The sequence below is a fragment of the Micromonospora sp. NPDC049645 genome (assembly GCF_040675155.1).
Classification (GTDB): Bacteria; Actinomycetota; Actinomycetes; order Mycobacteriales; family Micromonosporaceae; genus Micromonospora.
Map to the genome: position 1 here is coordinate 1 of NZ_JBFAOI010000009.1, position 21,561 is coordinate 21,561.

17 protein-coding genes are annotated in these 21,561 nt (G+C 71.3%); 8 read left to right on the forward strand and 9 right to left on the reverse strand.

Annotation, left to right across the window (positions count from 1 at the left end; translation table 11 throughout):
- Nucleotides 1–96 precede the first annotated feature (96 nt).
- Genes AB0J33_RS20405 through AB0J33_RS20415 form a run of 3 tightly spaced genes read right to left on the reverse strand, consistent with a single transcriptional unit; the run spans nt 97 to nt 3,528 of the window.
- Nucleotides 97–861 carry a succinate dehydrogenase/fumarate reductase iron-sulfur subunit gene (locus AB0J33_RS20405; RefSeq protein WP_363615582.1) on the reverse strand — a complete coding sequence of 255 codons (765 nt, stop codon included), beginning with the start codon at nt 859–861 and terminating at the stop codon, nt 97–99.
- Nucleotides 858–2,795, reverse strand: a complete 1,938-nt coding sequence (locus AB0J33_RS20410; protein ID WP_363615583.1) for a fumarate reductase/succinate dehydrogenase flavoprotein subunit — start codon at nt 2,793–2,795, stop codon at nt 858–860. Before AB0J33_RS20410 ends, AB0J33_RS20405 begins: the two co-directional genes overlap by 4 nt.
- A gap of 1 nt (nt 2,796) precedes the next feature.
- The gene (locus AB0J33_RS20415; RefSeq protein ID WP_363615584.1) at nt 2,797–3,528 is read right to left on the reverse strand and encodes a succinate dehydrogenase cytochrome b subunit; all 732 of its coding nucleotides are present in this window, start codon (nt 3,526–3,528) and stop codon (nt 2,797–2,799) included.
- A gap of 35 nt (nt 3,529–3,563) precedes the next feature.
- On the opposite strand from AB0J33_RS20415, the gene AB0J33_RS20420 reads away from it, so the two are divergent.
- Complete coding sequence (locus tag AB0J33_RS20420) at nt 3,564–4,496, forward strand: LysR family transcriptional regulator (protein WP_363615585.1); 933 nt, start codon at nt 3,564–3,566, stop codon at nt 4,494–4,496.
- Nucleotides 4,497–4,547: 51 nt separating this feature from the next.
- Here the strand turns inward: AB0J33_RS20420 and hrpA are convergent, their stop codons facing one another.
- Nucleotides 4,548–8,612 carry an ATP-dependent RNA helicase HrpA gene (hrpA, locus tag AB0J33_RS20425; RefSeq protein WP_363615586.1) on the reverse strand — a complete coding sequence of 1,355 codons (4,065 nt, stop codon included), beginning with the start codon at nt 8,610–8,612 and terminating at the stop codon, nt 4,548–4,550.
- A 147-nt stretch (nt 8,613–8,759) separates the two neighbouring features.
- On the opposite strand from hrpA, the gene AB0J33_RS20430 reads away from it, so the two are divergent.
- Nucleotides 8,760–9,149, forward strand: a complete 390-nt coding sequence (locus AB0J33_RS20430; RefSeq protein ID WP_363615587.1) for a cytidine deaminase — start codon at nt 8,760–8,762, stop codon at nt 9,147–9,149.
- A gap of 11 nt (nt 9,150–9,160) precedes the next feature.
- On the opposite strand, the gene AB0J33_RS20435 is transcribed toward AB0J33_RS20430, so the two are convergent.
- Nucleotides 9,161–9,520 (reverse strand): YciI family protein, encoded by a 360-nt coding sequence (locus AB0J33_RS20435; RefSeq protein WP_363615588.1) that lies wholly within the window; start codon nt 9,518–9,520, stop codon nt 9,161–9,163.
- Between the two features lie 119 nt (nt 9,521–9,639).
- Between AB0J33_RS20435 and AB0J33_RS20440 the strand changes: the two genes are divergently transcribed.
- Genes AB0J33_RS20440 through AB0J33_RS20460 form a run of 5 tightly spaced genes read left to right on the forward strand, consistent with a single transcriptional unit; the run spans nt 9,640 to nt 15,731 of the window.
- Entirely contained in the window at nt 9,640–11,637 is a 1,998-nt protein-coding gene (locus AB0J33_RS20440; RefSeq protein WP_363615589.1) for a multicopper oxidase domain-containing protein, read from the forward strand.
- A 60-nt stretch (nt 11,638–11,697) separates the two neighbouring features.
- Entirely contained in the window at nt 11,698–12,744 is a 1,047-nt protein-coding gene (locus tag AB0J33_RS20445; RefSeq protein ID WP_363615590.1) for an iron ABC transporter permease, read from the forward strand.
- Complete coding sequence (locus AB0J33_RS20450; RefSeq protein WP_363615591.1) at nt 12,741–13,778, forward strand: iron ABC transporter permease; 1,038 nt, start codon at nt 12,741–12,743, stop codon at nt 13,776–13,778. The genes AB0J33_RS20445 and AB0J33_RS20450 overlap by 4 nt, the downstream gene beginning before the upstream one ends.
- Nucleotides 13,779–13,797: 19 nt before the next feature.
- Nucleotides 13,798–14,784, forward strand: a complete 987-nt coding sequence (locus AB0J33_RS20455) for an ABC transporter ATP-binding protein (protein WP_363615592.1) — start codon at nt 13,798–13,800, stop codon at nt 14,782–14,784.
- Nucleotides 14,784–15,731: an iron-siderophore ABC transporter substrate-binding protein gene (locus AB0J33_RS20460; RefSeq protein ID WP_363615593.1), complete on the forward strand. Its 948-nt coding sequence runs from the start codon at nt 14,784–14,786 to the stop codon at nt 15,729–15,731. Before AB0J33_RS20455 ends, AB0J33_RS20460 begins: the two co-directional genes overlap by 1 nt.
- 130 nt (nt 15,732–15,861) lie before the next feature.
- On the opposite strand, the gene AB0J33_RS20465 is transcribed toward AB0J33_RS20460, so the two are convergent.
- From AB0J33_RS20465 to AB0J33_RS20475, 3 genes are all read right to left on the reverse strand, one after another.
- Entirely contained in the window at nt 15,862–16,218 is a 357-nt protein-coding gene (locus tag AB0J33_RS20465) for a hypothetical protein (protein WP_363615594.1), read from the reverse strand.
- Nucleotides 16,219–16,376: 158 nt separating this feature from the next.
- Nucleotides 16,377–16,553 (reverse strand): hypothetical protein, encoded by a 177-nt coding sequence (locus AB0J33_RS20470; protein WP_363615595.1) that lies wholly within the window; start codon nt 16,551–16,553, stop codon nt 16,377–16,379.
- Nucleotides 16,554–17,017: 464 nt separating this feature from the next.
- Nucleotides 17,018–17,662 carry a hypothetical protein gene (locus AB0J33_RS20475; protein WP_363615596.1) on the reverse strand — a complete coding sequence of 215 codons (645 nt, stop codon included), beginning with the start codon at nt 17,660–17,662 and terminating at the stop codon, nt 17,018–17,020.
- A gap of 169 nt (nt 17,663–17,831) precedes the next feature.
- Here AB0J33_RS20475 and AB0J33_RS20480 point away from each other — a divergent pair, with 169 nt between their 5' ends.
- Nucleotides 17,832–18,962 carry an acyltransferase gene (locus AB0J33_RS20480; protein WP_363615597.1) on the forward strand — a complete coding sequence of 377 codons (1,131 nt, stop codon included), beginning with the start codon at nt 17,832–17,834 and terminating at the stop codon, nt 18,960–18,962.
- Here AB0J33_RS20480 and AB0J33_RS20485 read toward each other — a convergent pair.
- Complete coding sequence (locus tag AB0J33_RS20485; protein ID WP_363615598.1) at nt 18,940–21,453, reverse strand: DUF3516 domain-containing protein; 2,514 nt, start codon at nt 21,451–21,453, stop codon at nt 18,940–18,942. The genes AB0J33_RS20480 and AB0J33_RS20485 overlap by 23 nt on opposite strands.
- Nucleotides 21,454–21,561: the final 108 nt, after the last annotated feature.

Below are 21,561 nucleotides of genomic sequence, written 5' to 3' on the forward strand. Positions count from 1 at the left end.
ATGCGCTGTCCGACAGGGCGACGATCGCCGACGGTCGACGTCCGTCGTAGCATCCGTTCACCACGTCCCACGCCCGCACCAACAGTCGAGTGTCCCTCAGGAACCGGGGGTGTTGTTGGCGCCCTTCGTGGTGGCCGCGAGGTAGTCGCGGTTGAGGCGGCCGATGGTGTTCAGCGGGATGCCCTTCGGGCAGGCCGGGGTGCATTCGCCGGCGTTGGTGCAGCCGCCGAAGCCGGCCTCGTCGTGCGCGTCGACCATGCCGATCACCCGGGTGTAGCGCTCGGGCTGCCCCTGCGGCAGGAGTGACAGCTGGGTGAGCTTGGCGGCGGTGAAGAGCATGCCGGAGCCGTTCGGGCAGGCCGCCACGCAGGCACCGCAGCCGATACAGGCCGCGGACTCGAAGGCGGCGTCGGCGTTGGCCTTGGCCACCGGGGTGGAGTGGGCCTCGGGTGCGCTGCCGGTCGGCGCGGTGACGTACCCGCCAGCCGCGATGATCTTGTCGAAGGCGCCGCGGTTGACGACCAGGTCCTTCACGACCGGGAAGGCGCTGGCCCGCCACGGCTCGATGTCGATCGTCTCGCCGTCCTTGAACTGCCGCATGTGCAACTGGCACGCGGTGGTGCCGCGCTGCGGCCCGTGCGCGTCGCCGTTGATCATCAGGCCGCACATGCCGCAGATGCCCTCGCGGCAGTCGTGGTCGAACGCCACCGGGTCCTCGCCGGCGAGGATCAGCCGCTCGTTGAGTACGTCGAGCATCTCCAGGAACGACATGTCCGGGGACACGTCGTCGACCGGGTAGGTCACCATCCGACCCTTGTCCTCAGGGCCCTTCTGGCGCCAGATGCGCAGGGTCAGGTTCACTTGTAGCTCCGCTGCGTGGGGTGGACGTATTCGAACTTGAGGTCTTCCTTGTGCAGCACCGAGGGCTCGCCGTCGGCGGTGAACTCCCAGGCCGCCACGTACGCGAACCGGTCGTCGTCGCGCTGCGCCTCACCGTCGGGGGTCTGGTGCTCGGCCCGGAAGTGGCCGCCGCAGGACTCCTCGCGGTGCAGGGCGTCGATGCACATCAGCTCGGCCAGTTCGAAGAAGTCGGCCACCCGGCCGGCCTTCTCCAGGGACTGGTTGAGTTCCTCGCCGGTGCCGGACACCTTGACCCGCTGCCAGAACTGCTCGCGCAGGGCGCGGATCTCGCCGATCGCCTTGCGCAGCCCGGCCTCGCTGCGCTCCATGCCGCAGTGTTCCCACATGATCTGGCCCAGCTCCCGGTGGAACGAGTCCACCGTCCGGTCGCCGTTGACCGCGAGCAGCCGCCGCACGCGGTCCTCGACGTCGGTGCGGGCCTCGACCGCCGCCGGGTGGCTGGCGTCGACCTTTTCCAACCCGCCGGAGGCCAGGTAGTTGGCGATGGTGGTGGGCAGCACGAAGTACCCGTCGGCGAGGCCCTGCATCAGCGCCGAGGCGCCGAGCCGGTTCGCGCCGTGGTCGGAGAAGTTCGCCTCGCCGATCACGAACAGGCCGGGGATGTTCGACTGGAGGTCGTAGTCGACCCAGAGGCCGCCCATCGTGTAGTGCACGGCGGGGTAGATGCGCATCGGCACCTCGTACGGGTCCTCGCCGGTGATCCGCTCGTACATCTCGAAGAGGTTGCCGTACTTGCCCTCGATGGCCTTGCGGCCCAGCCGGCCGATCGCGTCGGCGAAGTCGAGGTAGACCCCGAGCTTGGTCGGCCCGACGCCCCGACCCTCGTCGCACACGTTCTTCGCGGCGCGGGAGGCGATGTCGCGGGGGACCAGGTTGCCGAAGGAGGGGTAGATCCGCTCCAGGTAGTAGTCCCGCTCGTCCTCCGGGATGTCCTTCGGGCTGCGGTCGTCACCCTTGGTCTTCGGCACCCAAACCCGGCCGTCGTTGCGCAGCGACTCGCTCATCAGGGTCAGCTTCGACTGGTGGTCGCCGGAGACCGGGATGCAGGTCGGGTGGATCTGCGTGTAGCAGGGGTTGGCGAAGTACGCGCCCTTGCGGTGCGCGCGCCAGGTGGCGGTGACGTTGCAGCCCTTGGCGTTGGTGGAGAGGTAGAAGACGTTGCCGTAGCCGCCGGAGGCGAGGACCACGGCGTCGGCCATTTCGGTGCTGATCTCGCCGGTGACCAGGTCCCGGACGACGATGCCCCGGGCCTTGCCGTCCACGAGGACCAGCTCCAGCATCTCGTGCCGGGCGTTCATCTCCACGTTGCCCAGGCCGATCTGCCGCTCCAGGGCCTGGTACGCGCCGAGCAGCAGTTGCTGGCCCGTCTGGCCCCGGGCGTAGAAGGTGCGCTGCACCTGGGCGCCACCGAAGGAGCGGGTGTCGAGCAGGCCGCCGTACTCGCGGGCGAACGGCACCCCCTGGGCGACGCACTGGTCGATGATGTTGACCGAGACCTCGGCGAGCCGGTGCACGTTCGACTCCCGGGAGCGGAAGTCGCCGCCCTTGACGGTGTCGTAGAACAGCCGGTGCACGGAGTCGCCGTCGTTGCGGTAGTTCTTCGCCGCGTTGATGCCGCCCTGTGCCGCGATGGAGTGCGCCCGGCGCGGGCTGTCCTGGTAGCAGTACGACTTGACGTGGTAGCCCTGCTCGGCCAGGGTCGCCGCGGCCGAGCCGCCGGCCAGGCCGGTGCCGACCACGATCACCGTCATCTTGCGGCGGTTGGCGGGGTTGACCAGCTTGGCCTCGAAGCGCCGGGTCTCCCAACGCTTGTCGACCGGGCCGGCGGGAGCCTTGGTGTCGGCGATCGGGTCGCCCTCGGTGAAGAGTTCCATGTCAGGACACCAATCCGGTGAGTACGGCGAACGGGACCACCAGGTACCCGGCGCAGAGCAGGACGGCGAAGACCAGAGCGGCGGTACGCGCCCTGCGTTCGCCGCGCGGCGTCTGCTGGCCGAGGCTGCGGAACGCGCTGAACGCGCCGTGGCGTAGGTGGAAGCCCACCGCGAGGATGGCGAGCGTGTAGAAGAGCGTGACGTACCAGCGTTCCGGCGCGAAGTCGGCGACGACGTTGCCGTACGGCTTGCTCTCGTTGCCGACCGGGTTCAGCGTCCCGGTGGTCAGGTCCAGCAGGTGGTAGATCACGAAGAGCAGGATGATCACGCCACCCCAGCGCATCGTGCGGGCCGCGTAGCTGCCGTTGATCTTCTTGCGGTGGGCGTACTTGACCGGGCGGGCGGCGCGGGCCCGGCGGGCCAGCACGGTGGCGGCCACGATGTGGGCGACGACCGCCACCACCAGCACGGTGCGCAGGATCCACAGGAACCAGACGCCGGGCAGCAGTGGCTTGCCGATGTCGCGCAACCAGTGCGCGTAGTGGTCGAACGAGGTCTCCCCCGTGAACACCTTCAGGTTCCCGAGCATGTGGGCGATCAGGAACAGCGCCAGCAGGATGCCCGTCACCGCCATGACGGCCTTGAGGCCGACGTTCGAGCGGATGGGCGACCGAGTTTTCGTGATTACCACGAGACCGACGCTAGGAGCACTTCGATCAGTCGTCCAATGCATCAAACTCGCAGTGTTGATAGCCGTAAGCTATTTAAATGCAGCTCCATCAGCTCCGGTACTTCGTCGCGGTGGCCGAAGTACGACATTTCACCCAAGCCGCCGACATCGTGGGCATCACTCAGCCTTCTCTCAGTAAGCAAATTCACGCTCTGGAGGCCGACCTCGGAGCACCGCTGTTCGAGCGGGTAAGAGGCAACATCGCCCTCACCGCGGCCGGCGAGGTGCTACTGCCGCTGGCCACCCGGATCCTCGCCGACGTGGAGACCGCCACCCGGGAGGTCCAGGAGTTGGTCGGGTTGCGCCGGGGCCGGGTCCGGCTCGGGGCCACCCCGAGTCTGGCCACCTCGCTCGCCCCGCCGGTGCTGCGCCGCTTCCGCGACGCGCACCCCACCGTCGACCTGCGCGTCGAGGAGGGCGGCTCCCAGGACCTGGTACGCGACCTGCTCCGTGGCGACCTCGACCTGGCCCTCATCATCATGCCGGCGCAGGGGGCCGACCCGGGGCTGCGCGTCGATCCGATCCTGCGGGAGAGCCTGGTGGTGGCCTCGGTGGGCGAGGTGACGACCGCGTCGACGACCGGGGAGTTGCGCATCACCGACCTGCGGGACCAGCCGATGGTGATGTTCCGGGAGGGCTACGACCTGCGTGACGCCACCATCCAGGCGTGTCGGGAGGCGGGCTTCGAGCCGACCTTCGCGGTGGACGGCGGCGAGATGGACGCGGTGCTCAGCTTCGTCGAGGCGGGCCTCGGCATCGCGCTCGTGCCGGGCATCGTGCTGGCCCGCCGTCCGGGCGTACGGATCACCCCGCTCGCCCCGCCCGGGGTGCGACGGACCATCGCGGTGGCCCGCAGGCGCGACGTCGTACCCACCCACGCGGGCCGGGAGCTTCGGCGCATCCTGCTCGACTACATCCAGTCGGCGATCAACCTCGGCGAACTGCCCCCCGGCGTCGAGCCGCTGACCTGACCCGCCCGGGGCCGCCGCCGTGCGGAGCCCGGCAGCGGCCCGCCCGCCGGCTCAGCGGCCCTCGGCGTCGTCCATCGCGCGGTAGATCCGTTGCTCCGAGACGGGGTACGGGGTGCCCAGCGCCTGGGCGAACACGTTCACCCGCAGCTCCTCGATCATCCAGCGGATCTGCCGGACGGCCGTCTCCTGCCGGCGGGCCGGCGGCAGCGCGGCGAGCAGGTCGTTGTACTCCTTCTGCACCACCGCGATCCGGTCCTGCTGCTGACGGTCGCGCTGCGGGTTGCCGCCCAGCCGGTCCAGTCGGCGCTCGATGGCGGTGAGATAGCGCAGCAGGTCGGGCAGGCGCGCGTACCCGGTCTCGGTGATGAAACCGGCGTGCACCAACCCGGCGAGCTGGCCGCGGATGTCGGCGAGCGCCGCCACCACGGCGAGGTTGCGGGTCGCGCCGAGCCGCTGCTCCACGGCGTACGCGGCGGCGAGGACCCGGCGGACCCGGTCCATCACCTCGACGACGGTGTCGACCAGGTCGGCGCGGACCTTCTCGCGCAGGGCCGCGAAACCGTCGGCGTCCCACGCCGGACCGCCCGCCGCACCGATCAGCCGGTCGATGGCGGCGCCCGCCGCGTCCTCGATCAGCTCCTGGACGCCGCCGTGCGGGTTGCGGCTCAGCGCCAGCTTCGCCTCGTTGCTCAGTCTGCCCTGAAGGAACCGCGCCGGGGACGGCACGGTGAGCCGCAGCAGCCGGCGCGTGCCGGCCCAGTGCGCCGCCTCCGCCTCGGCGGGGGAGTCGAACACCTTGACCCCGACCGTGGCGCCCTCGTCGACCAGCGCCGGGTACGCGGTCACCGCGTAGCCGGCGCGGACCTGCTCGATGGTCCGGGGCAGCGTGCCGATGCTCCACTCGCGCAGCCCGGTACGGGCCACCTCCGGCGCGGCGGCCGCCACCACCTGGCGTACCTCCTGACGCAGTTGGCGTTGCAGGGCCGGCAGGTCCTTGCCCTCGGCGACCGGCTTCTCGTCGTCGCCGAGCACCCGGAAGGTCACCCGCAGGTGCGCCGGCAGCTTGCCCGGCTCCCAGGCGTCACGGGGCACGGTCACCCCGGTCATCCGGCGCAGCTGCCGGGTGAGCGCGTCCAGCAGCGACTCCTCGCCGGGGGTGATCGCCGCCAGGGCGGCGCGGGCGTAGTCCGGCACCGGAACGAAGTTGCGCCGGATCGCCTTCGGCAGCGAGCGGATCAGCGCGATCACCGTCTCCTCGCGCAGCCCCGGCACCTGCCAGTCGAAGCTCTCCGCCGGCACCTGGTTGAGCAGCGGCAACGGGATGTCCACCGTGACGCCGTCGTCCGGCGTGCCCGGCTCGAACCGGTAGGTCAGCGGGAGGCTCACCCCGTCCGCCTGCCACTCGTCCGGGTAGTCGTCCTCGTCCACCCCCGGTCGGCCGTCGTTGACCAGCAGGTCGCGGGTGAAGGTGAGCAGGTCGGGCTGCTCGCGGCGGGTCTTCTTCCACCAGCTGTCGAAGTGCCGGCCGGACGAGACGTCGGCGGGGATCCGCTGGTCGTAGAAGCCGAAGATGGTCTCGTCGTCCACCAGGATGTCCCGGCGTCGGGCCCGGCTCTCCAGCTCCTCGATCTCGGCGAGCAGCCGCTTGTTGTCCGCCCAGAACTGGTGGTGGGTCTGCCAGTCGCCCTCGACGAGGGCGTGCCGGATGAACAGCTCCCGGCTCAGCGTCGGGTCGATCCGCCCGAAGTTGACCTTGCGGGAGCTGACCAGCGGGACGCCGTACAGGGTGACCTTCTCGTAGGCCATCACCGCGGCCTGCTTCTTCTCCCAGTGCGGTTCGCTGTAGCTGCGCTTGACCAGGTGCTGCGCCAGCGGCTCGACCCACTCCGGTTCGACCCGGCCGGCGATCCGCCCCCACAGCCGGGAGGTCTCCACCAACTCGGCGGCCATCACCCAGCGCGGCGGCTTCTTGAACAACGCCGACCCGGGGAAGATCCCGAACTTCGCGCCCCGCGCCCCCAGGTACTCGTGTTTCTGGGCGTCCTTGAGGCCGATGTGGGACAGCAGGCCGGGCAGCAGCGACTGGTGCACCTTCGGGGTGTCGATCTCCTCCGGCAGGTCCGCGCCGCCCCGGCGACCCCGGCCGGCGTCCGCGTCGTCCGCTGTGTCGCGCGCCGGCCGCCCACCCCGCCGGTCACCCTCCTGCGGAGTACGCAGTACCTGCCGCAGCTGACCGACGATGTCCTGCCACTCGCGTACCCGCAGGTAGTTCAGGTACTCCGCCTTGCACATCCGGCGGAACGCGCTGGAGGACAGCTCCCGTTGCTGCTCGCGCAGGTAGCGCCACAGGTTGAGGAAGGCGACGAAGTCCGACTCCTTGTCGGTGAACCGGGCGTGCGCCTGGTCCGCCTGGGCCTGCTTCTCCGCCGGCCGCTCGCGCGGGTCCTGGATGGACAGCGCGGCGGCGATCACCAACACCTCGGTGGCGCAGCCGTTGCGTTCGCCCTCGACCACCATCCGGGCCAGCCGCGGGTCGACCGGCAGTTGGGCCAGCCGCCGGCCCAGCGCGGTGAGTCGCTTCGCCGGGTCGGCCTCGGTCGGGTCCAACGCGCCCAGCTCGTGCAGCAGGTTGACGCCGTCGGTGATGTTGCGCTTGTCCGGTGGGTCGATGAACGGGAACGCGGCGAGGTCGCCGAGCCCGATCGCCGTCATCTGGAGGATGACCGACGCCAGGTTGGTCCGCAGGATCTCCGGGTCGGTGAACTCGGGGCGGGACAGGAAGTCCTGCTCGTCGTAGAGGCGGATGCAGATGCCGTCGGAGGTACGCCCGCAGCGGCCCTTGCGCTGGTTGGCCGACGCCTGGGAGATCGGCTCGATCGGCAGCCGCTGCACCTTGAGCCGGCTGGAGTAGCGGGAGATGCGGGCGGTGCCCGGGTCCACCACGTACTTGATCCCGGGCACGGTCAGCGAGGTCTCCGCGACGTTGGTGGCGAGCACCACCCGGCGCGAGGAGTGCGCGGCGAAGACCCGGTGCTGCTCGGCGGTGGAGAGCCGCGCGTACAGGGGCAGGATCTCGGTGCCGAGCAGGGAGCGCTTGGACTGCACCAGCTTGCCCAGCGCGTCGGCGGTGTCCCGGATCTCCCGCTCGCCGCTGAGGAACACCAGGATGTCGCCCGGGCCCTCGGCGGCCAACTCCTCGACGGCGTCACCGATCGCCTGGATCTGGTCGCGGACGTTCTCCTCGTCCGCGTCGCCGTCCTCCTCGCCCTCGGCCAACTCGACGAGGGGCCGGTAGCGCACCTCCACCGGGTAGGTGCGCCCCGACACCTCGACCACCGGCGCGGGCACGCCGTCGGGCTCGTCGGCGGCCGGCGGCCCGGCGAAGTGTCGGGCGAACCGGTCCGTCTCGATGGTCGCCGAGGTGATGATCACCTTGAGGTCGGGTCGTCGGGGCAGCAGCTCCCGCAGGTACCCGAGGATGAAGTCGATGTTCAGGCTGCGCTCGTGCGCCTCGTCGATGATCAGCGTGTCGTACTGGCGCAGCATCCGGTCGGTCTGCAACTCGGCCAGCAGGATGCCGTCGGTCATCAGCTTCACCAGGCTGCGCTCGCTGACCTGGTCGGTGAAGCGCACCTTGTAGCCGACCACGTCGCCCAACTCGGTGCCCAGCTCGTCGGCGATCCGGTCGGCCACCGTCCGGGCGGCCAACCGCCGGGGCTGGGTGTGCCCGATCAGGCCGTGCACCCCGCGCCCCAACTCCAGACAGATCTTGGGGATCTGGGTGGTCTTGCCGGAGCCGGTCTCGCCCGCCACGATCACCACCTGGTGATCGCGGATGGCGGCGGCGATGTCGTCCTTGCGCTCACTGACCGGCAACCCCGCCGGGTACGTGATCACGGGCACCGCCGCCTGGCGGGCGGCGAGCCGCTGCTCGGCCCGAACCAGGTCGGCGGTGATCTCGGTCAGCGCCGCCTCCCGGCGCTGCGGGTCGCGCAGCTTGCGGGCACCGTCCAGCCGCCGCTGGAGCCGGCGCTGGTCACGGAACATCAGTGGGGTGAGGCGGCGGTGCAGCTCGCGAACCGGGTCGGTCGCGACGGAGGCGGTTGGATTCTGCATGTCGTGCCCAAGGATAGGCAGCCCGGCGGCTTAGCGCCCCTGGGTTACCGCCCAGCCGGCTCTTCGCCGGTCACCGGGGACCTCCGGTCCCTCGCCGGCCACCCGGCACCTAGAGTGGCGGCCGACGTCGAGCGCTGGGGAGCCGGGATGGAGATGCGCGACACCGACCGCGCGTTGGTGCAGGCCGCCACGGCGGTCGCCAAGCTGCGGTGCCGCAGCCAGCACCACACGGTCGCGTCGGCGGCCCGGACCGCCGACGGGCGGGTCTTCTCGGGCGTGAACGTCGAGCACGGCACCGCGGGGGCCTGCGCGGAGCTGGTGGTGATCGCGACGGCGGCGACCCAGGGCGTCACCGCGCTGGAGACGATCGTCACGGTGGCCGACCGGGGCCGTGAGGTCGTCGCGCCGTGTGACCGGTGCCGGCAGGTGCTGCGGGACTACTTCCCGGCGTTGCGGGTGATCGTCGGCCCGCTGGACGACCCGCGGGTGGTCCCGCTCGGGGAGTTGCCCACGGCCGGGAGCGGTTCGGTCGGCTGACCGGGCCGGGGTCAGTCCCCGGAGGCCGCCTCCAGCATCGACTGGGGCACCGGCACGCTCTCGAACCGCAGGTTGCCCTCCGGAAGCAGCCACGACGTCACCCGCGCGACCAGACAGCCGGCACGTACGGCCGGGTCGTTGGCGAAGAGGGCGCGTGCCTCGTCCGGGGCGATGGAGACCACCACGAAGCCCCGCAACCGCTCGTCGTCGGGGTGCAGGAACGGCCCGGCCGCGAGCACCAGACCCTGCTCCACCAGGCCCGCCTGGTGGGCCAGGTGCGCGTCCCGCAACCGGTCGATCGCCTCCAACGGCAGCTCCGGCGGATCCGACGGTCGCGCCAGGAGGACGACCGTGTGCTGGTCGAATCGCATGCTCACACCCTATGGTGCGAATCTTCCTCTTATGGGTGTCATCTGCTATCTGTCCGCCCTGTCATCGTCCGCGAATCTCATTCTCGTATCGAGGTTCGGTGCGAATTGGGAGGTACGGCATGGTCACCAGACGACGGTTGCTCGCCGTCGGCGCCAGCGGCGGCGCCGCGGTGCTGATCCCGGCGGGCTGGGCGGCATCGGGCCGGGCGCTCGCCGCGGCGGCGCCGCTGAACGCCGGTGACATCCCGAAGTACGTCACGTCGCTGCGGATCCCCCCGGCCATGCCGGCGGTGGCCACCGGGCCGGACCGGGACGAGTACGTCATCGCGGTGCGACAGTTCCGCCAGCAGATCCTGCCGCCGTCGTGGCCCCGCACCACCGTGTGGGGTTACGGCTCCACCGCCCACCCCGGCAGCTTCGGCTACCCGGCGCCCACCATCATGGCCCGGGTGGGCCGACCGGTCCGGGTGACCTGGGTCAACCAGCTCGTCGACGACCGGGGCGACTACCTGCCGCACCTGCTGCCGGTGGACCCCACGTTGCACTGGGCCAACCCGGCCGGTGGCATCGAGAACCGGGACCGTCATGGGCAGTGGGACGGCAGCCCGCAGGGGTATCGCGGGCCGGTGCCCCAGGTGGTGCACCTGCACGGCGGGCACAGCACGCAGGAGAGCGACGGACACTCCGAGGCGTGGTACCTGCCGGTGGCCCGCGACCTGCCGCCCGACTTCGCCGTGTCCGGCAGCGCGTACCACGAGTTCCGGTCCCGGTTCGCCGAGCGGTCCGGCCTGCGCTGGGCGCCGGGCTCGGCCACCTTCGAGTACGCCAACGACCAGCGGCCCTGCACCCTCTGGTACCACGACCACGCGCTCGGGCTCACCCGGGAGAACGTCTACGCCGGGCCCGCCGGGTTCTACCTGATCGGCGGTGGGGACGAGTTGTCGGACGAAGCGCTGCCCGGTCCCGCGCCGGACCGGGATGATCCGCCGAACGCCGCATACCGTGACATTCCACTGCTGATCCAGGATCGCAGCTTCACCGCCGACGGCGACCTCCGCTACCCGGAGCGGTACTCCACCGGCGGCGACGCGCGCTCGGCACAGGGCGACGGCCCGCCGGTGGCGGTGTCCGGGTTCTCCGGCTCCACCATCGTGGTCAACGGGCGCACCTGGCCCTCGCTGACGGTGCGGCCCCGGCGCTACCGGTTCCGGCTGCTCAACGGCTGCAACAGCCGCTTCCTCATGCTCAGCGTGGCCGCGAACGCCACCGCCCGCCCGGCCCGACCGGTGCTGCCGATCTGGCAGATCGGCAGTGACAGCGGCTTCCTACCGGAGCCGGTGCCGCACGAACGTGTGACGCTCGGCCCCGCCCAGCGGGTCGACGCGATCATCGACTTCACCGACCTTCCGGCCGGCACCGAGCTGTACCTCGTCAACGAGGGGCCGGACGGGATGTTCGGCGGCGGCCGGCCCGGCGTGGACTTCCCGCCGGCCAACCCGCGGACCACCGGGCAGGTGCTGCGGTTCGTGGTCACCGACGCGGCCGGCGCGGATCCGAGCGTCCCGCCGGAGCAGTTGCGGCTGCCGTCACACCCTCGGCTCGGCGCGGCCCAGCGGGTACGCCGGCTGTCGCTCAACGAGCGGAGCTCCGGCGGGTCGATGGTCATGCTGCTCGGCCTGCTCGACGAGCGTGGTCGCGGGCTGCCGTTGCGCTGGAGCGACCCGGTGACCGAGCAGCCCACCCTCGGCGATACCGAGGTGTGGGAGCTGCGCAACTTCACCCGCCACGTGCACCCCGTCCACCTGCACCAGGCCCAGTTCGAACTGCTCGGCCGGGGGCACTCGGGCAGAACGCAGCCGGACCCGGGGGAGCGGGGATGGATGGACACGGTGCTCGCGTACCCGTGGGAGGTCACCCGGATCAAGGCGCGCTTCGACCTGCCGGGCCGGTTCGCCTGGCACTGCCACCTGCTGGAGCACGAGGACAACGAGATGATGCGACCGCTGAACGTACTGCCGCGTGGCGGCGCGGCGGCCGGGGACGGCGGCAGGCCGGCGGCGTCCGGGGACGGCGGCGGACCCGCGGCACCCCCGACGGCATCGACGGACGCCGGTTAGGCCCCTTTCCGCAGCTCGGCTAAGGTTAGGCGAACCTAAGCGTGAACGTGCAGGAGACTCGTGACCACCCTCGCCACCCGGCCGACCCCGGCCCGCAACCGGTCCGGCACCCGTACCGGCCGCCGGGTGGCCGTCACCGTCGGAGCCGCGCTGGTGCTGCTGCTCACCGTGCTGGCCAGCCTCGCGCTCGGCAGCCGGCAGCTCGGCCTCGACCAGGTCTGGCACGCGCTCGTCGCCCCCGACGGCGGCGACGCCAGCACCATCGTCCGTGAGCTGCGGATGCCGCGGACCGCACTCGGCCTCGCGGTCGGGCTCGCGCTCGCCGTGGCGGGGGTGCTGTTCCAGGCCCTCACCCGCAACCCCCTCGCCGAGCCCCGCATCCTCGGCATCAGCGCGGGCGCGTCGTTCGGGGTGGTGCTCGCGATCTCCGTCTTCGGCGTCGGCACGCTCGCCGGGTACGTCTGGTTCGGCATCGCCGGGGCCCTGATCGCCGGGCTGCTGGTCTTCGCCATCGCCACCCGGGCCCGCGAGGGCGCCAACCCGGTCACCCTCGCGCTGGTCGGCGCGGCGCTCGACGCCAGCCTGGCCTCCGGGGTGTACGCGCTGCTCAGCATCGACGCCCGCACCTTCGAGGAGTACCGCTTCTGGGTTGTCGGCGGGCTGGCCGGCCGCGACCTGCCGGTCACCGCGCAGGTGCTGCCCTTCGTCCTCGCCGGGTTGGTGCTGGCCGCCCTGGTGGCCCGCGGCCTGGACGCGCTGGCCCTCGGCGACGACGTGGCCCGGGGCCTCGGCCACCGGATCGGCCTGGTCCGGCTCGGCGGCGGCCTCGCCGCCGTGCTGCTGACCGGTGCCGCGGTGGCCGCCGCCGGACCGGTCGCGTTCGTCGGGCTGGCCGTACCGCACCTGGCGCGCGCCCTGGTCGGCGCGGACCACCGCTGGACCCTCGCCGTCTCCGCCCTGCTCGGCCCGGCGCTGCTGCTCGCCGCCGACATCATCGGTCGGCTCGTCGCCCCACCCGGTGAGATACCGGCCGGGATCATTACCGCGCTGATCGGCGCGCCACTGCTGGCCGTGCTGGTCCGCCGCGCCCGGGTGGTGACCGCGTGACCACCACCCTGCCCGACCGGTCGCTGTTGCGGGTCGGCCCGGTCAGCCTGCTGATCCGCCGCCGCGCGGTGCTGGTGGCCGCCGTGCTGACCGTGCTGCTCCTGCTGGCCGTCGTGCTCAGCCTCTCGCTGGGCACCCCCTACGTCGCCCCGGCCGACGTGTTGCGTGCCCTCTCCGGCGCCGGCACCCCGTACGACCTCGTGGTTTTTGATCTTCGGTTGCCCCGGGTCGTGCTGGCGGCCGTGGCCGGCGCCGCCTTCGGCGTGGCCGGCACGCTGATCCAGAGCGTGGCCCGCAACCCGCTCGCGAGCCCGGACGTGATCGGCATCACCCAGGGCGCCGGCCTCGCCGCGACGGTGGCCCTGACCAGCGGAATGGCCGCGGTGCTGGTGGCGCCCACCGCGCTGGTCGGCGGGTTGCTCGCGGCGGTGCTGCTGTTCGCCCTCGGCGCCCGGCACGGGCTGGCCGCGCAGCGGTTCGTGCTCGCCGGGGTGGCTGTCGCGTTCGGCTTCCGGGCCCTCACCGAGGTGGTCATGCTCAGCGCCGACCCGATCGACGGGCTGCGCGCGCAGATCTGGCTGATCGGCACCCTGGCCGGCAAGGGCTGGACCGAAGCCGCCTGGATCGCCGGCACGCTGCTGGTGCTGCTGCCGGTGTTGGCCTGGGCCGGCTGGGCGTTGAACAGCACCGCCCTGGACGACGACACCGCCCGGGGCGTCGGCCTGCGCCCGGTGGCCCGCCGGATCGGCCTCGCCGGCACCGGCGTACTCGTTGCCGCGATGGTCACCGCCCAGGTCGGCGCCGTCGACTTCGTGGCGCTGGTCGCCCCGCAGGTGGCCCGTCGACTGGTCCGCGCCGAACGTCCACCGCTGGTCTGCGCGGCGCTGCTCGGCGCCCTCCTGTTGGTGCTGGCCGACCTGGCCGGTCGGCGGCTGTTCGCGCCCACCCAACTACCCGCCGGGGTGCTGACCGCCGCGATCGGCGGCCCGTACCTGATCTTCCTGCTGCTGCGCGGCCGGCGGCGGTCGTCGTGACGCCTCAAGGAGTCGTGTGATGCTCTCCACCCGCGACCTGGTCGCCGGCTACGACGAGCGGACCGTGCTCGACGGCCTCGACCTGGATCTACCCACCGACGCGTTCACCGTGATCGTCGGACCCAACGCGTGCGGCAAGTCCACCCTGCTGCGCACGATGGCCCGGTTGCTCACCCCCCGCCGAGGCACGGTGCTGCTGGACGGCACCGCCATCCGCGACCTGCCGACCCGGGAGGTCGCCCGCCGCCTCGGCGTCCTGCCGCAGAGCCCGCTGGTGCCTGAGGGCGTCACGGTGGCGGACCTGGTCGGGCGCGGCCGGCAGCCCTACCAGCGGTGGTGGCGGCAGTGGTCGGCGGAGGACGGCGCGGCGGTGGACCAGGCGATGGCCCTCGCCGACGTCGCTGACCTGGCCGACCGGCCGGTGGACAGCCTCTCCGGTGGCCAGCGGCAGCGGGTGTGGATCGCCATGACCCTCGCCCAGGACACCGACGCCCTGCTGCTGGACGAGCCGACCACCTTCCTCGACCTGGCCCACCAGGTGGAGGTGCTGGATCTCCTGCACCGGCTGCGTTCGGAGCGGGGCCGGACCGTGGTCGCCGTGCTGCACGACCTGAACCAGGCCGCCCGCTACGCCGACCACCTGGTCGCGATGCGCGGCGGGGCCGTGGTCGCCGCCGGACCGCCCCGGGAGATCCTCACCGCCGACCTGGTCCGCGACGTCTTCGGGTTGGCCTGCGTGGTCGTGCCCTGTCCGGTGACCGGCGCGCCGCTGGTGGTGCCCGCCTACACCGGCGGCAACGCTCCGACTCCGGCTGCCGCTGCCGCTCCCGCTCCGGCTGCCGCTGCCGCTGCCGCTGCCGCTGCCGCTGCCGCTCCGGCTCCGGCTCCCGCGTCTGGCGACGCGGAGGCTCCCAACTCGTCGACGGCGTCCGTACCGGACGCCCGACCCGCCACCGGTGAGGCGGCCAACCCGCTCGCCGGCTCGCACCCCTCGAAAGGACTCTGATGCGTCGTCTCGTCGCAGCTCTCGCCGCGGCCGCCGCCCTCGGCGTCGGACTCACCGCCTGCGGTGAGAGCGACCCGGTCGCCGGCTCCACCACCGGGGAGACCCGGGAGATCACCCACGCCATGGGCACCACCAAGGTCCCGGCCGAGCCCAAGCGCGTCGTCGTGCTCGACACCGACAAGATCGACACGGCTCTCTCGCTGGGCATCACGCCCGTCGGCGCCGCCACCGCGGGCGAGGCGAAGAGCTGGCCGACGTACTTCGGCGCGGACAAGCTCGCCGGCATCAAGGAGGTCGGGGTGCTCGCCGAACCCGACCTGGAGGCGATCAACGCGCTGAAGCCGGACCTCATCCTGGGCAGCAAATTCCGCCAGGAGAAGTTCTACGACGAACTGGCCGCCATCGCGCCGACCGTCTTCACCGACAAGGTGGGCATCACCTGGAAGGACAACTTCCTCCTCGACGGCAAGGCGCTCGGCCGCGAGCAGCAGGCCAAGGATCTGCTCGCCACGTACGAGAAGCGGGCCAAGGACTTCGGCGCGACGCTCGGCGACGCCGCCGCGCGCAAGGTCTCGATCGTGCGGTTCCTGCCCGGCAACATCCGGGTGTACGGCCCGGACTCGTTCTCCGGCATCGTCATCGGCGACACCGGGCTGGGCCGCCCCGAGCGGCAGCTGCTCGCCAACAAGGAGGACAAGCGCTTCGACCTCGTCAGCCCCGAGCGGATCAACGAGGTCGACGGTGACGTCATTTTCGTGACCGCGTACGGCGACAAGGCCGCCGCCGAGCAGACCAAGGTCGCCGGCGGGACCCTCTGGAAGAACCTCGGCGCCGTCAAGGCCGGCAAGGCGTACCCGGTCTCCGACGAGGTCTGGATGACCGGCATCGGCGTCGGCGCCGCCAACAAGATCCTCGATGACCTGACCAAGTACCTCCCCGCCGCCTAACCTGCCCACCCGCGTCCGCGCCCCGTACCAAGATCCGCGCAAGTTCGGTGAAACTGCTGCCTTTCTAGCTGGTGAGGCAGCAAAATCCCTGAAGTTGTGCGGATCTTGGGGCATCTCGGATGGGTTTGGATCAGTGGGAGTGGGCGCGGGAGGCGAGGGCTCCACGGAGCTCGGTGAGGAAGCCGTCGAAGTCCTCGCGGAACCGCTTCGCGGTGACGTGCAGGACGATCCAGTCCGCGCCGAGCAGGCGGTTGAGGCGGCGTCGGTCTCGGTGGAACTGCTCGGGATCGTCGTGCCACAGCCCGTCGTACTCGACGGCGACCCTGAGGTGTGGCCACGCAAGATCGAGGCGAGCCACGAATCTCCCGTCGCGTTCGACGACGAACTGGGTCACGGGCGGTGCCACCCCGGCGAGCACGATCCGCACCCGCAGCCGCGACTCCGGGGCCGATTCCGCGCCTGCATCGGCCAGTTCGGCTACCCGCATCATTCGTTTCCAGCCCCGGTTACCGACCCGAGCCAGGGCGTCTGCACGTAGCTCAGGGATAGCCATCAGTCGGTGGCCAGCGAGGCGATCCACAATGGCGACGGCGTCCTCCGTCGACAGCCATTGAGCTAAATCCCAGCACGTACGTGGTGGCGTGGTCAGCGGAATGCCTGACGTACCGCGATGTCGTTCGCGGCGACCTCCCCGGCGTGCACAACGAGTCCCGACACCGGCCCGAACCGCTGGCCGCTGGGCACCAGTACGTCGATGGGCTCGTTGTTGGCGACCGAAGCCGCGCCGTAGAGCGCCGCTGCGCTGCGACCAGCGATCACCACCCCGGGGGGCAACACCCATCGCGCTGCGGCGGAGCATCGAGTGCGATGGGTGACCGCCAGTTGGGCATCCGCGTAGACGTCCCGGAACAAGGGTCGCCAGGCAGCGCTGCGTAGCTCCGTGCGGGTGAGCAGGCCTTGAGCGATGACGTGGGAGCCGCGAAACACGCGTCCCTGCAGTCTCGCCGGCCGTCGCGGGGAAACAGGCATGAGACACCTTGACCGGCGCGCCTATTCGCCTGCAGCCCCTGTGGATAACCCCGGTCAGGGCTAGCACGCCAAGATCCGCGCAACTTCGCTGTTGTTGCTGCTTCCCAGCGACGTGAGACAGCAGCATCCCTGAAGTTGCGCGGATCTTGGGCGGACAGAGTGCGGGGTAAGGGCGGTGGGGTCGGGGGTGGTGGGGGCTGGCTAGGTGGGATGTGGGTGGGGTGGGTGGGGTGGGTGGGGTGTGGGGTGGGTCGGGGTTAGGCGGCGGTGGACCAGATGGCGCGGAAGGCGGCGGCTTCGCCGGAGAGCCAGCGTTCGATCTGGTCGGGCTTGGCGTCGGTGGGCATGCGGTGGGCCTGGCCGCGTCGGACGTCGACCAGGACCGGCTCGGCGTGCGGCAGCACCGCGTCCATGTGTCGGGCCATCAGGTGCAGCGTGGCGAGCACGGACTCCTCGCTCGGTGGCGCCTCGTCGAAGTGCAGGCGGACCGCTTCGGCGCGGCCGTCGGCGTGGCGTACCCCGAAGTGGGGGTTGATCTTGACGGGCAGGTCGCCCAGCATGGCCAGGGCGTCGCGGGTCTGGGCGAGGTCGACGCCGGCCGGCTCGCCGAGGGAGTGCAGCCAGGTCGTGGCGCCGGGAACGAGCGCCTGGTAGAGCGGGCGCCATCGCGGCTTGACCACGTCGACCACCCCGGCCAGGTGCGTGCCGCCGGTGTGGAAGGCGATGTCGGCCTTGAGCGCCTTGACGAACTGGCCGTGCGGGTTGAAGCCGGATCGGCTTGCGCGTTGCTTGCGCAGGCCGCCCACGAAGGTCGCCTTGGTGGGGCCGGTGCGGTCGACGTAGCGGGTGAAACCGAGCAGTGTGGCGTAGGGGGTGAGGGGCGTGGAGGCGGGCGCGGTCACGGGCGTCCTCCCAGGTCAGGATCTTGATTAGTACATACATTCTAATCGACGGGTCTGACATTGCCCACCGAAAGTGGGGGTCTGGGGGCACCCAGGAGTGCGGTGTTTTTGCCGGGACCCATGTACCGGAGTATGGGTTTATTGCCGGAATGTGGCGTTATTGTGCTTTGTGGCCATTACCTGGGCCCCCAGGGCGCCCGATGCCGGGCGAGATGCGGCGGCACGGATCATCCGGCCCGCCGACTCCGTGGTGGGCCGGGACCGCTACCTGGACCTGCTGCGGACGATCGCGCTGGTGCGGGTCGTGCTCTACCACGTCACCGGATGGATCTGGCTGAGCCTGCTGGTGCCGGCGATGGGGGTGATGTTCGGCATCGCCGGTTCGCTGATGGCGGCGTCACTGGACCGGCACGGCCCGCCGGCCGTGCTGCGGCGGCTGCGCCGCCTGCTGCTGCCGTTCTGGGCGTTCGGCGCGATCGCACTGGCGGTGCTGTCGGTCGGGTGGCGACCACTACCGGCCGGTTGGGCCGAACTGCTCTGGTGGGTCCTGCCGCTGCGGGTGCCCCCGGTGGGCGGACCGTCCTGGGCGTGGGCGTTCCACATCGGGCTGTGGTACATCGTCACCTACCTGTGGCTGGTGCTGCTCTCACCACCCCTGCTGTGGCTCTTCCGCCGGTGGCCGTGGCCCAGCATCGGTGCCGCCACCGCGCTGCCCATCGGGATGCACCTCGCCGGAGTGCACGCCGGCTACTTCGTCGCCGCCTACCTGTCCTGCTGGTTGATGGGCTTCGCCCACCACGATCGTCTGCTGCACCGCGTCCCGTGGCGGTGGTACGGCTGCCTCGTCGCCGCTCTCGCCGCCACGGGCGGCACGTGGGTGGCGGTCGCCATGGTGACCGGCCGGGCCGCCGACCTCAACCACATCGCGGGCGGCACCACGCTGTGGTCGATGGCCTTCGTCGCCGTACTGCTCAGAATCCAGCCCCGACTCGTCGGCCGGGTGCCACTGAGCGGCACGCTCCGGGTGGTTAACGCCCGGGCGGTCACCATCTACCTGTGGCACATCCCGGCCAGCCTCGGGATGTTCCTGCTGCTCGCGCCGGTGCTGCCGTACAACTCGGTCGCCTCGATCGGGCTGCGGCTGATCGGGGTGTGCCTACTGGCCGCCGGGGCGGTGCTGCTGTTCGGCTGGATCGAGGACGTCGCCGCCCGGCGTGCTCCGACACTGTTCGGTCCACGGCCGGTCGCTGTCGGGCGGCACCGCGCCGGCAGACAGGTCAGAGCTGGCCGACGTCGGTGATCCGCACGACCGCGGCGCCGACCTCGTCCGAGGCCGCCAGGTCGACCTCGGCGCTGATGCCCCAGTCATGGTCACCGTCCGGGTCGTCGAAGATCTGCCGTACGGTCCACCGCTCCCGGCCCTGCTCGATCATGAGCAGCGCCGGCCCGCGGGCGTCCGGCCCGACCCCGATCGAGTCGTACGCCTCGAAGTACGGCCCCAGGGCGTCGGCCCAGGCGTCGTAGTCCCAGCCGTCCTCGGCGTCCAACTCGGCGAGCAGATCCCAGCGGCGCAGCGCGGCCAACTCGACGCGGCGGAACAACGCGTTGCGCACCAGCACCCGGAACGCCCGCGCGTTGCGGGTCACCGCCGGTGGTCGATCCGTCAGGGCGGCGTGCGCCTGGGCCACCTCGGCCACGTCGGACGGGTTGCGCAGCCGCTCCCACTCGTCGATGAGGCTGGAGTCGACCTGGCGGACCAGCTCGCCCAACCACTCGATGAGGTCGATCAGCTCCTCGGTCTTGGCGTCCTCGGGCACGGTCTGCCGCAGCGTCTTGTACGCGTCGGCGAGATAGCGCAGGACCAGCCCCTCCGAGCGGGTCAGCCCGTAGAACTGCACGTACTCGGTGAAGGTCATCGCCCGCTCGTACATGTCGCGGACGACGGCCTTGGGGGAGAGCTGGTGGTCGGCGACCCACGGATGCCCCTGCCGGTACATCTCGTACGCGGCCTCCAGCAGCTCGGCCAGGGGCTTCGGGTAGGTCACCTCGTCGAGCAGTTCGAGGCGCGCCTCGTACTCGATGCCCTCGGCCTTCATCGCGGCGACCGCCTCGCCGCGCGCCTTGAACTGCTGCGCGGAGAGGATCTGCCGGGGGTCGTCGAGGATCGACTCGATCACGCTCAACACGTCGAGGGCGTACGACGGGGACTCGGCGTCGAGCAGCTCGATGGTGGCCAGCGCGAGGGGGGACAGCGGCTGGTTGAGGGCGAAGTCGAGTTGGAGGTCGACGGTGAGCCGGATCCGCCGGCCGGTCTCGTCCGGCTCGGGCAGTTCCTCGACGACCCCACCGGCGCGCAGCGCCCGGTAGATGGCGATCGCCCGGCGGATGTGTCGGCGCTGGGCGGCCGGCTCCTCGTGGTTGTCGGTGAGCAGGTGCCGCATCGCGGTGAACGCGTCCCCGGGCCGGCCGATGACGTTGAGCAGCATCGAGTGGCTGACCTGGAAGCTGGAGGTCAGCGGCTCCGGCTCGGCGTCGACCAGCCGGTCGAAGGTGGGCTGGCCCCAGCCGATCGAGCCCTCCGGCGGCTTCTTGCGGACCACCTTGCGCCGCTTCTTCGGGTCGTCGCCGGCCTTGGCGAGCGCCTTCTCGTTGTCGATGACGTGCTCGGGAGCCTGCACCACGACCCGGCCGATGGTGTCGTAGCCGGCCCGCCCGGCCCGCCCGGCGATCTGGTGGAACTCCCGGTTCTTCAGCAGCCGGGTCCGGACCCCGTCGTACTTGGACAGGCCGGTGAACAGCACGGTGCGGATAGGCACGTTGATGCCGACGCCGAGGGTGTCGGTGCCGCAGATGACCTTGAGCAGGCCGGCCTGGGCGAGCGTCTCCACCAGGCGGCGGTACTTGGGCAGCATGCCGGCGTGGTGTACGCCGATGCCGTGCCGGACCAGCCGGGAGAGGGTCTTGCCGAAGCCGGCGGTGAACCGGAAACCACCGATCGCCTCGGCGATCATGTCCTTTTCGGCGCGGGTGCAGACGTTGACGCTGGTCAACGCCTGGGCGCGTTCCAGTGCGGCGGCCTGGGTGAAGTGCACCACGTACACCGGGGCCTGCTTGGTCTCGAGTAGCTCCTCGAGTGTCTCGTGCAGCGGCGTCATCGCGTACGAGAAGATGAGCGGGACCGGCCGTTCCGCCGAGCGCACGACGGCGGTCGGCCGCCCGGTGCGTCGGGTCAGGTCGTCGACGAAGCGGGTGGTGTCCCCCAGGGTGGCGGACATCAGGATGAACTGGGCCTGCGGCAGCTCGATGATCGGCACCTGCCACGCCCAGCCCCGGTCGGGCTCGGCGTAGAAGTGGAACTCGTCCATGATCACCTGGCCGACGTCGGCCCGCTCGCCCTCGCGCAGCGCCAGGTTGGCGAGGATCTCCGCAGTGCAGCAGATGATCGGGGCGTCGGCGTTGACGCTGGCGTCGCCGGTGAGCATGCCGACGTTCTCGGCGCCGAAGACCTCGCAGAGCGCGAAGAACTTCTCCGACACCAGGGCCTTGATCGGCGCGGTGTAGAAGGTCGTCCGGCTGTCGGCGAGGGCCGCGAAGTGCGCGGCGATCGCGACCAGGCTCTTACCCGAGCCGGTCGGCGTGTTCATGATCAGGTTGGCGCCGGAGACGATCTCGATGACCGCCTCTTCCTGATGGGGATAGAGGTCGAGGCCGCGCTCCTTCGCCCAGCTGGCGAACGCGTCGAAGAGGGTGTCGGGGTCGGCGCTTGTCGGCAGCGCGGCGGTGAGCGTCATATCCCGTCCATGGTGCCTGGATCATGCCCCGCTACGCCAACCCGGCCTTGGCCGGGCCCCCGCTCGGGCGTCCCGAACGCCCCGCGACGTTCCGGTTCGGGCGTTTCG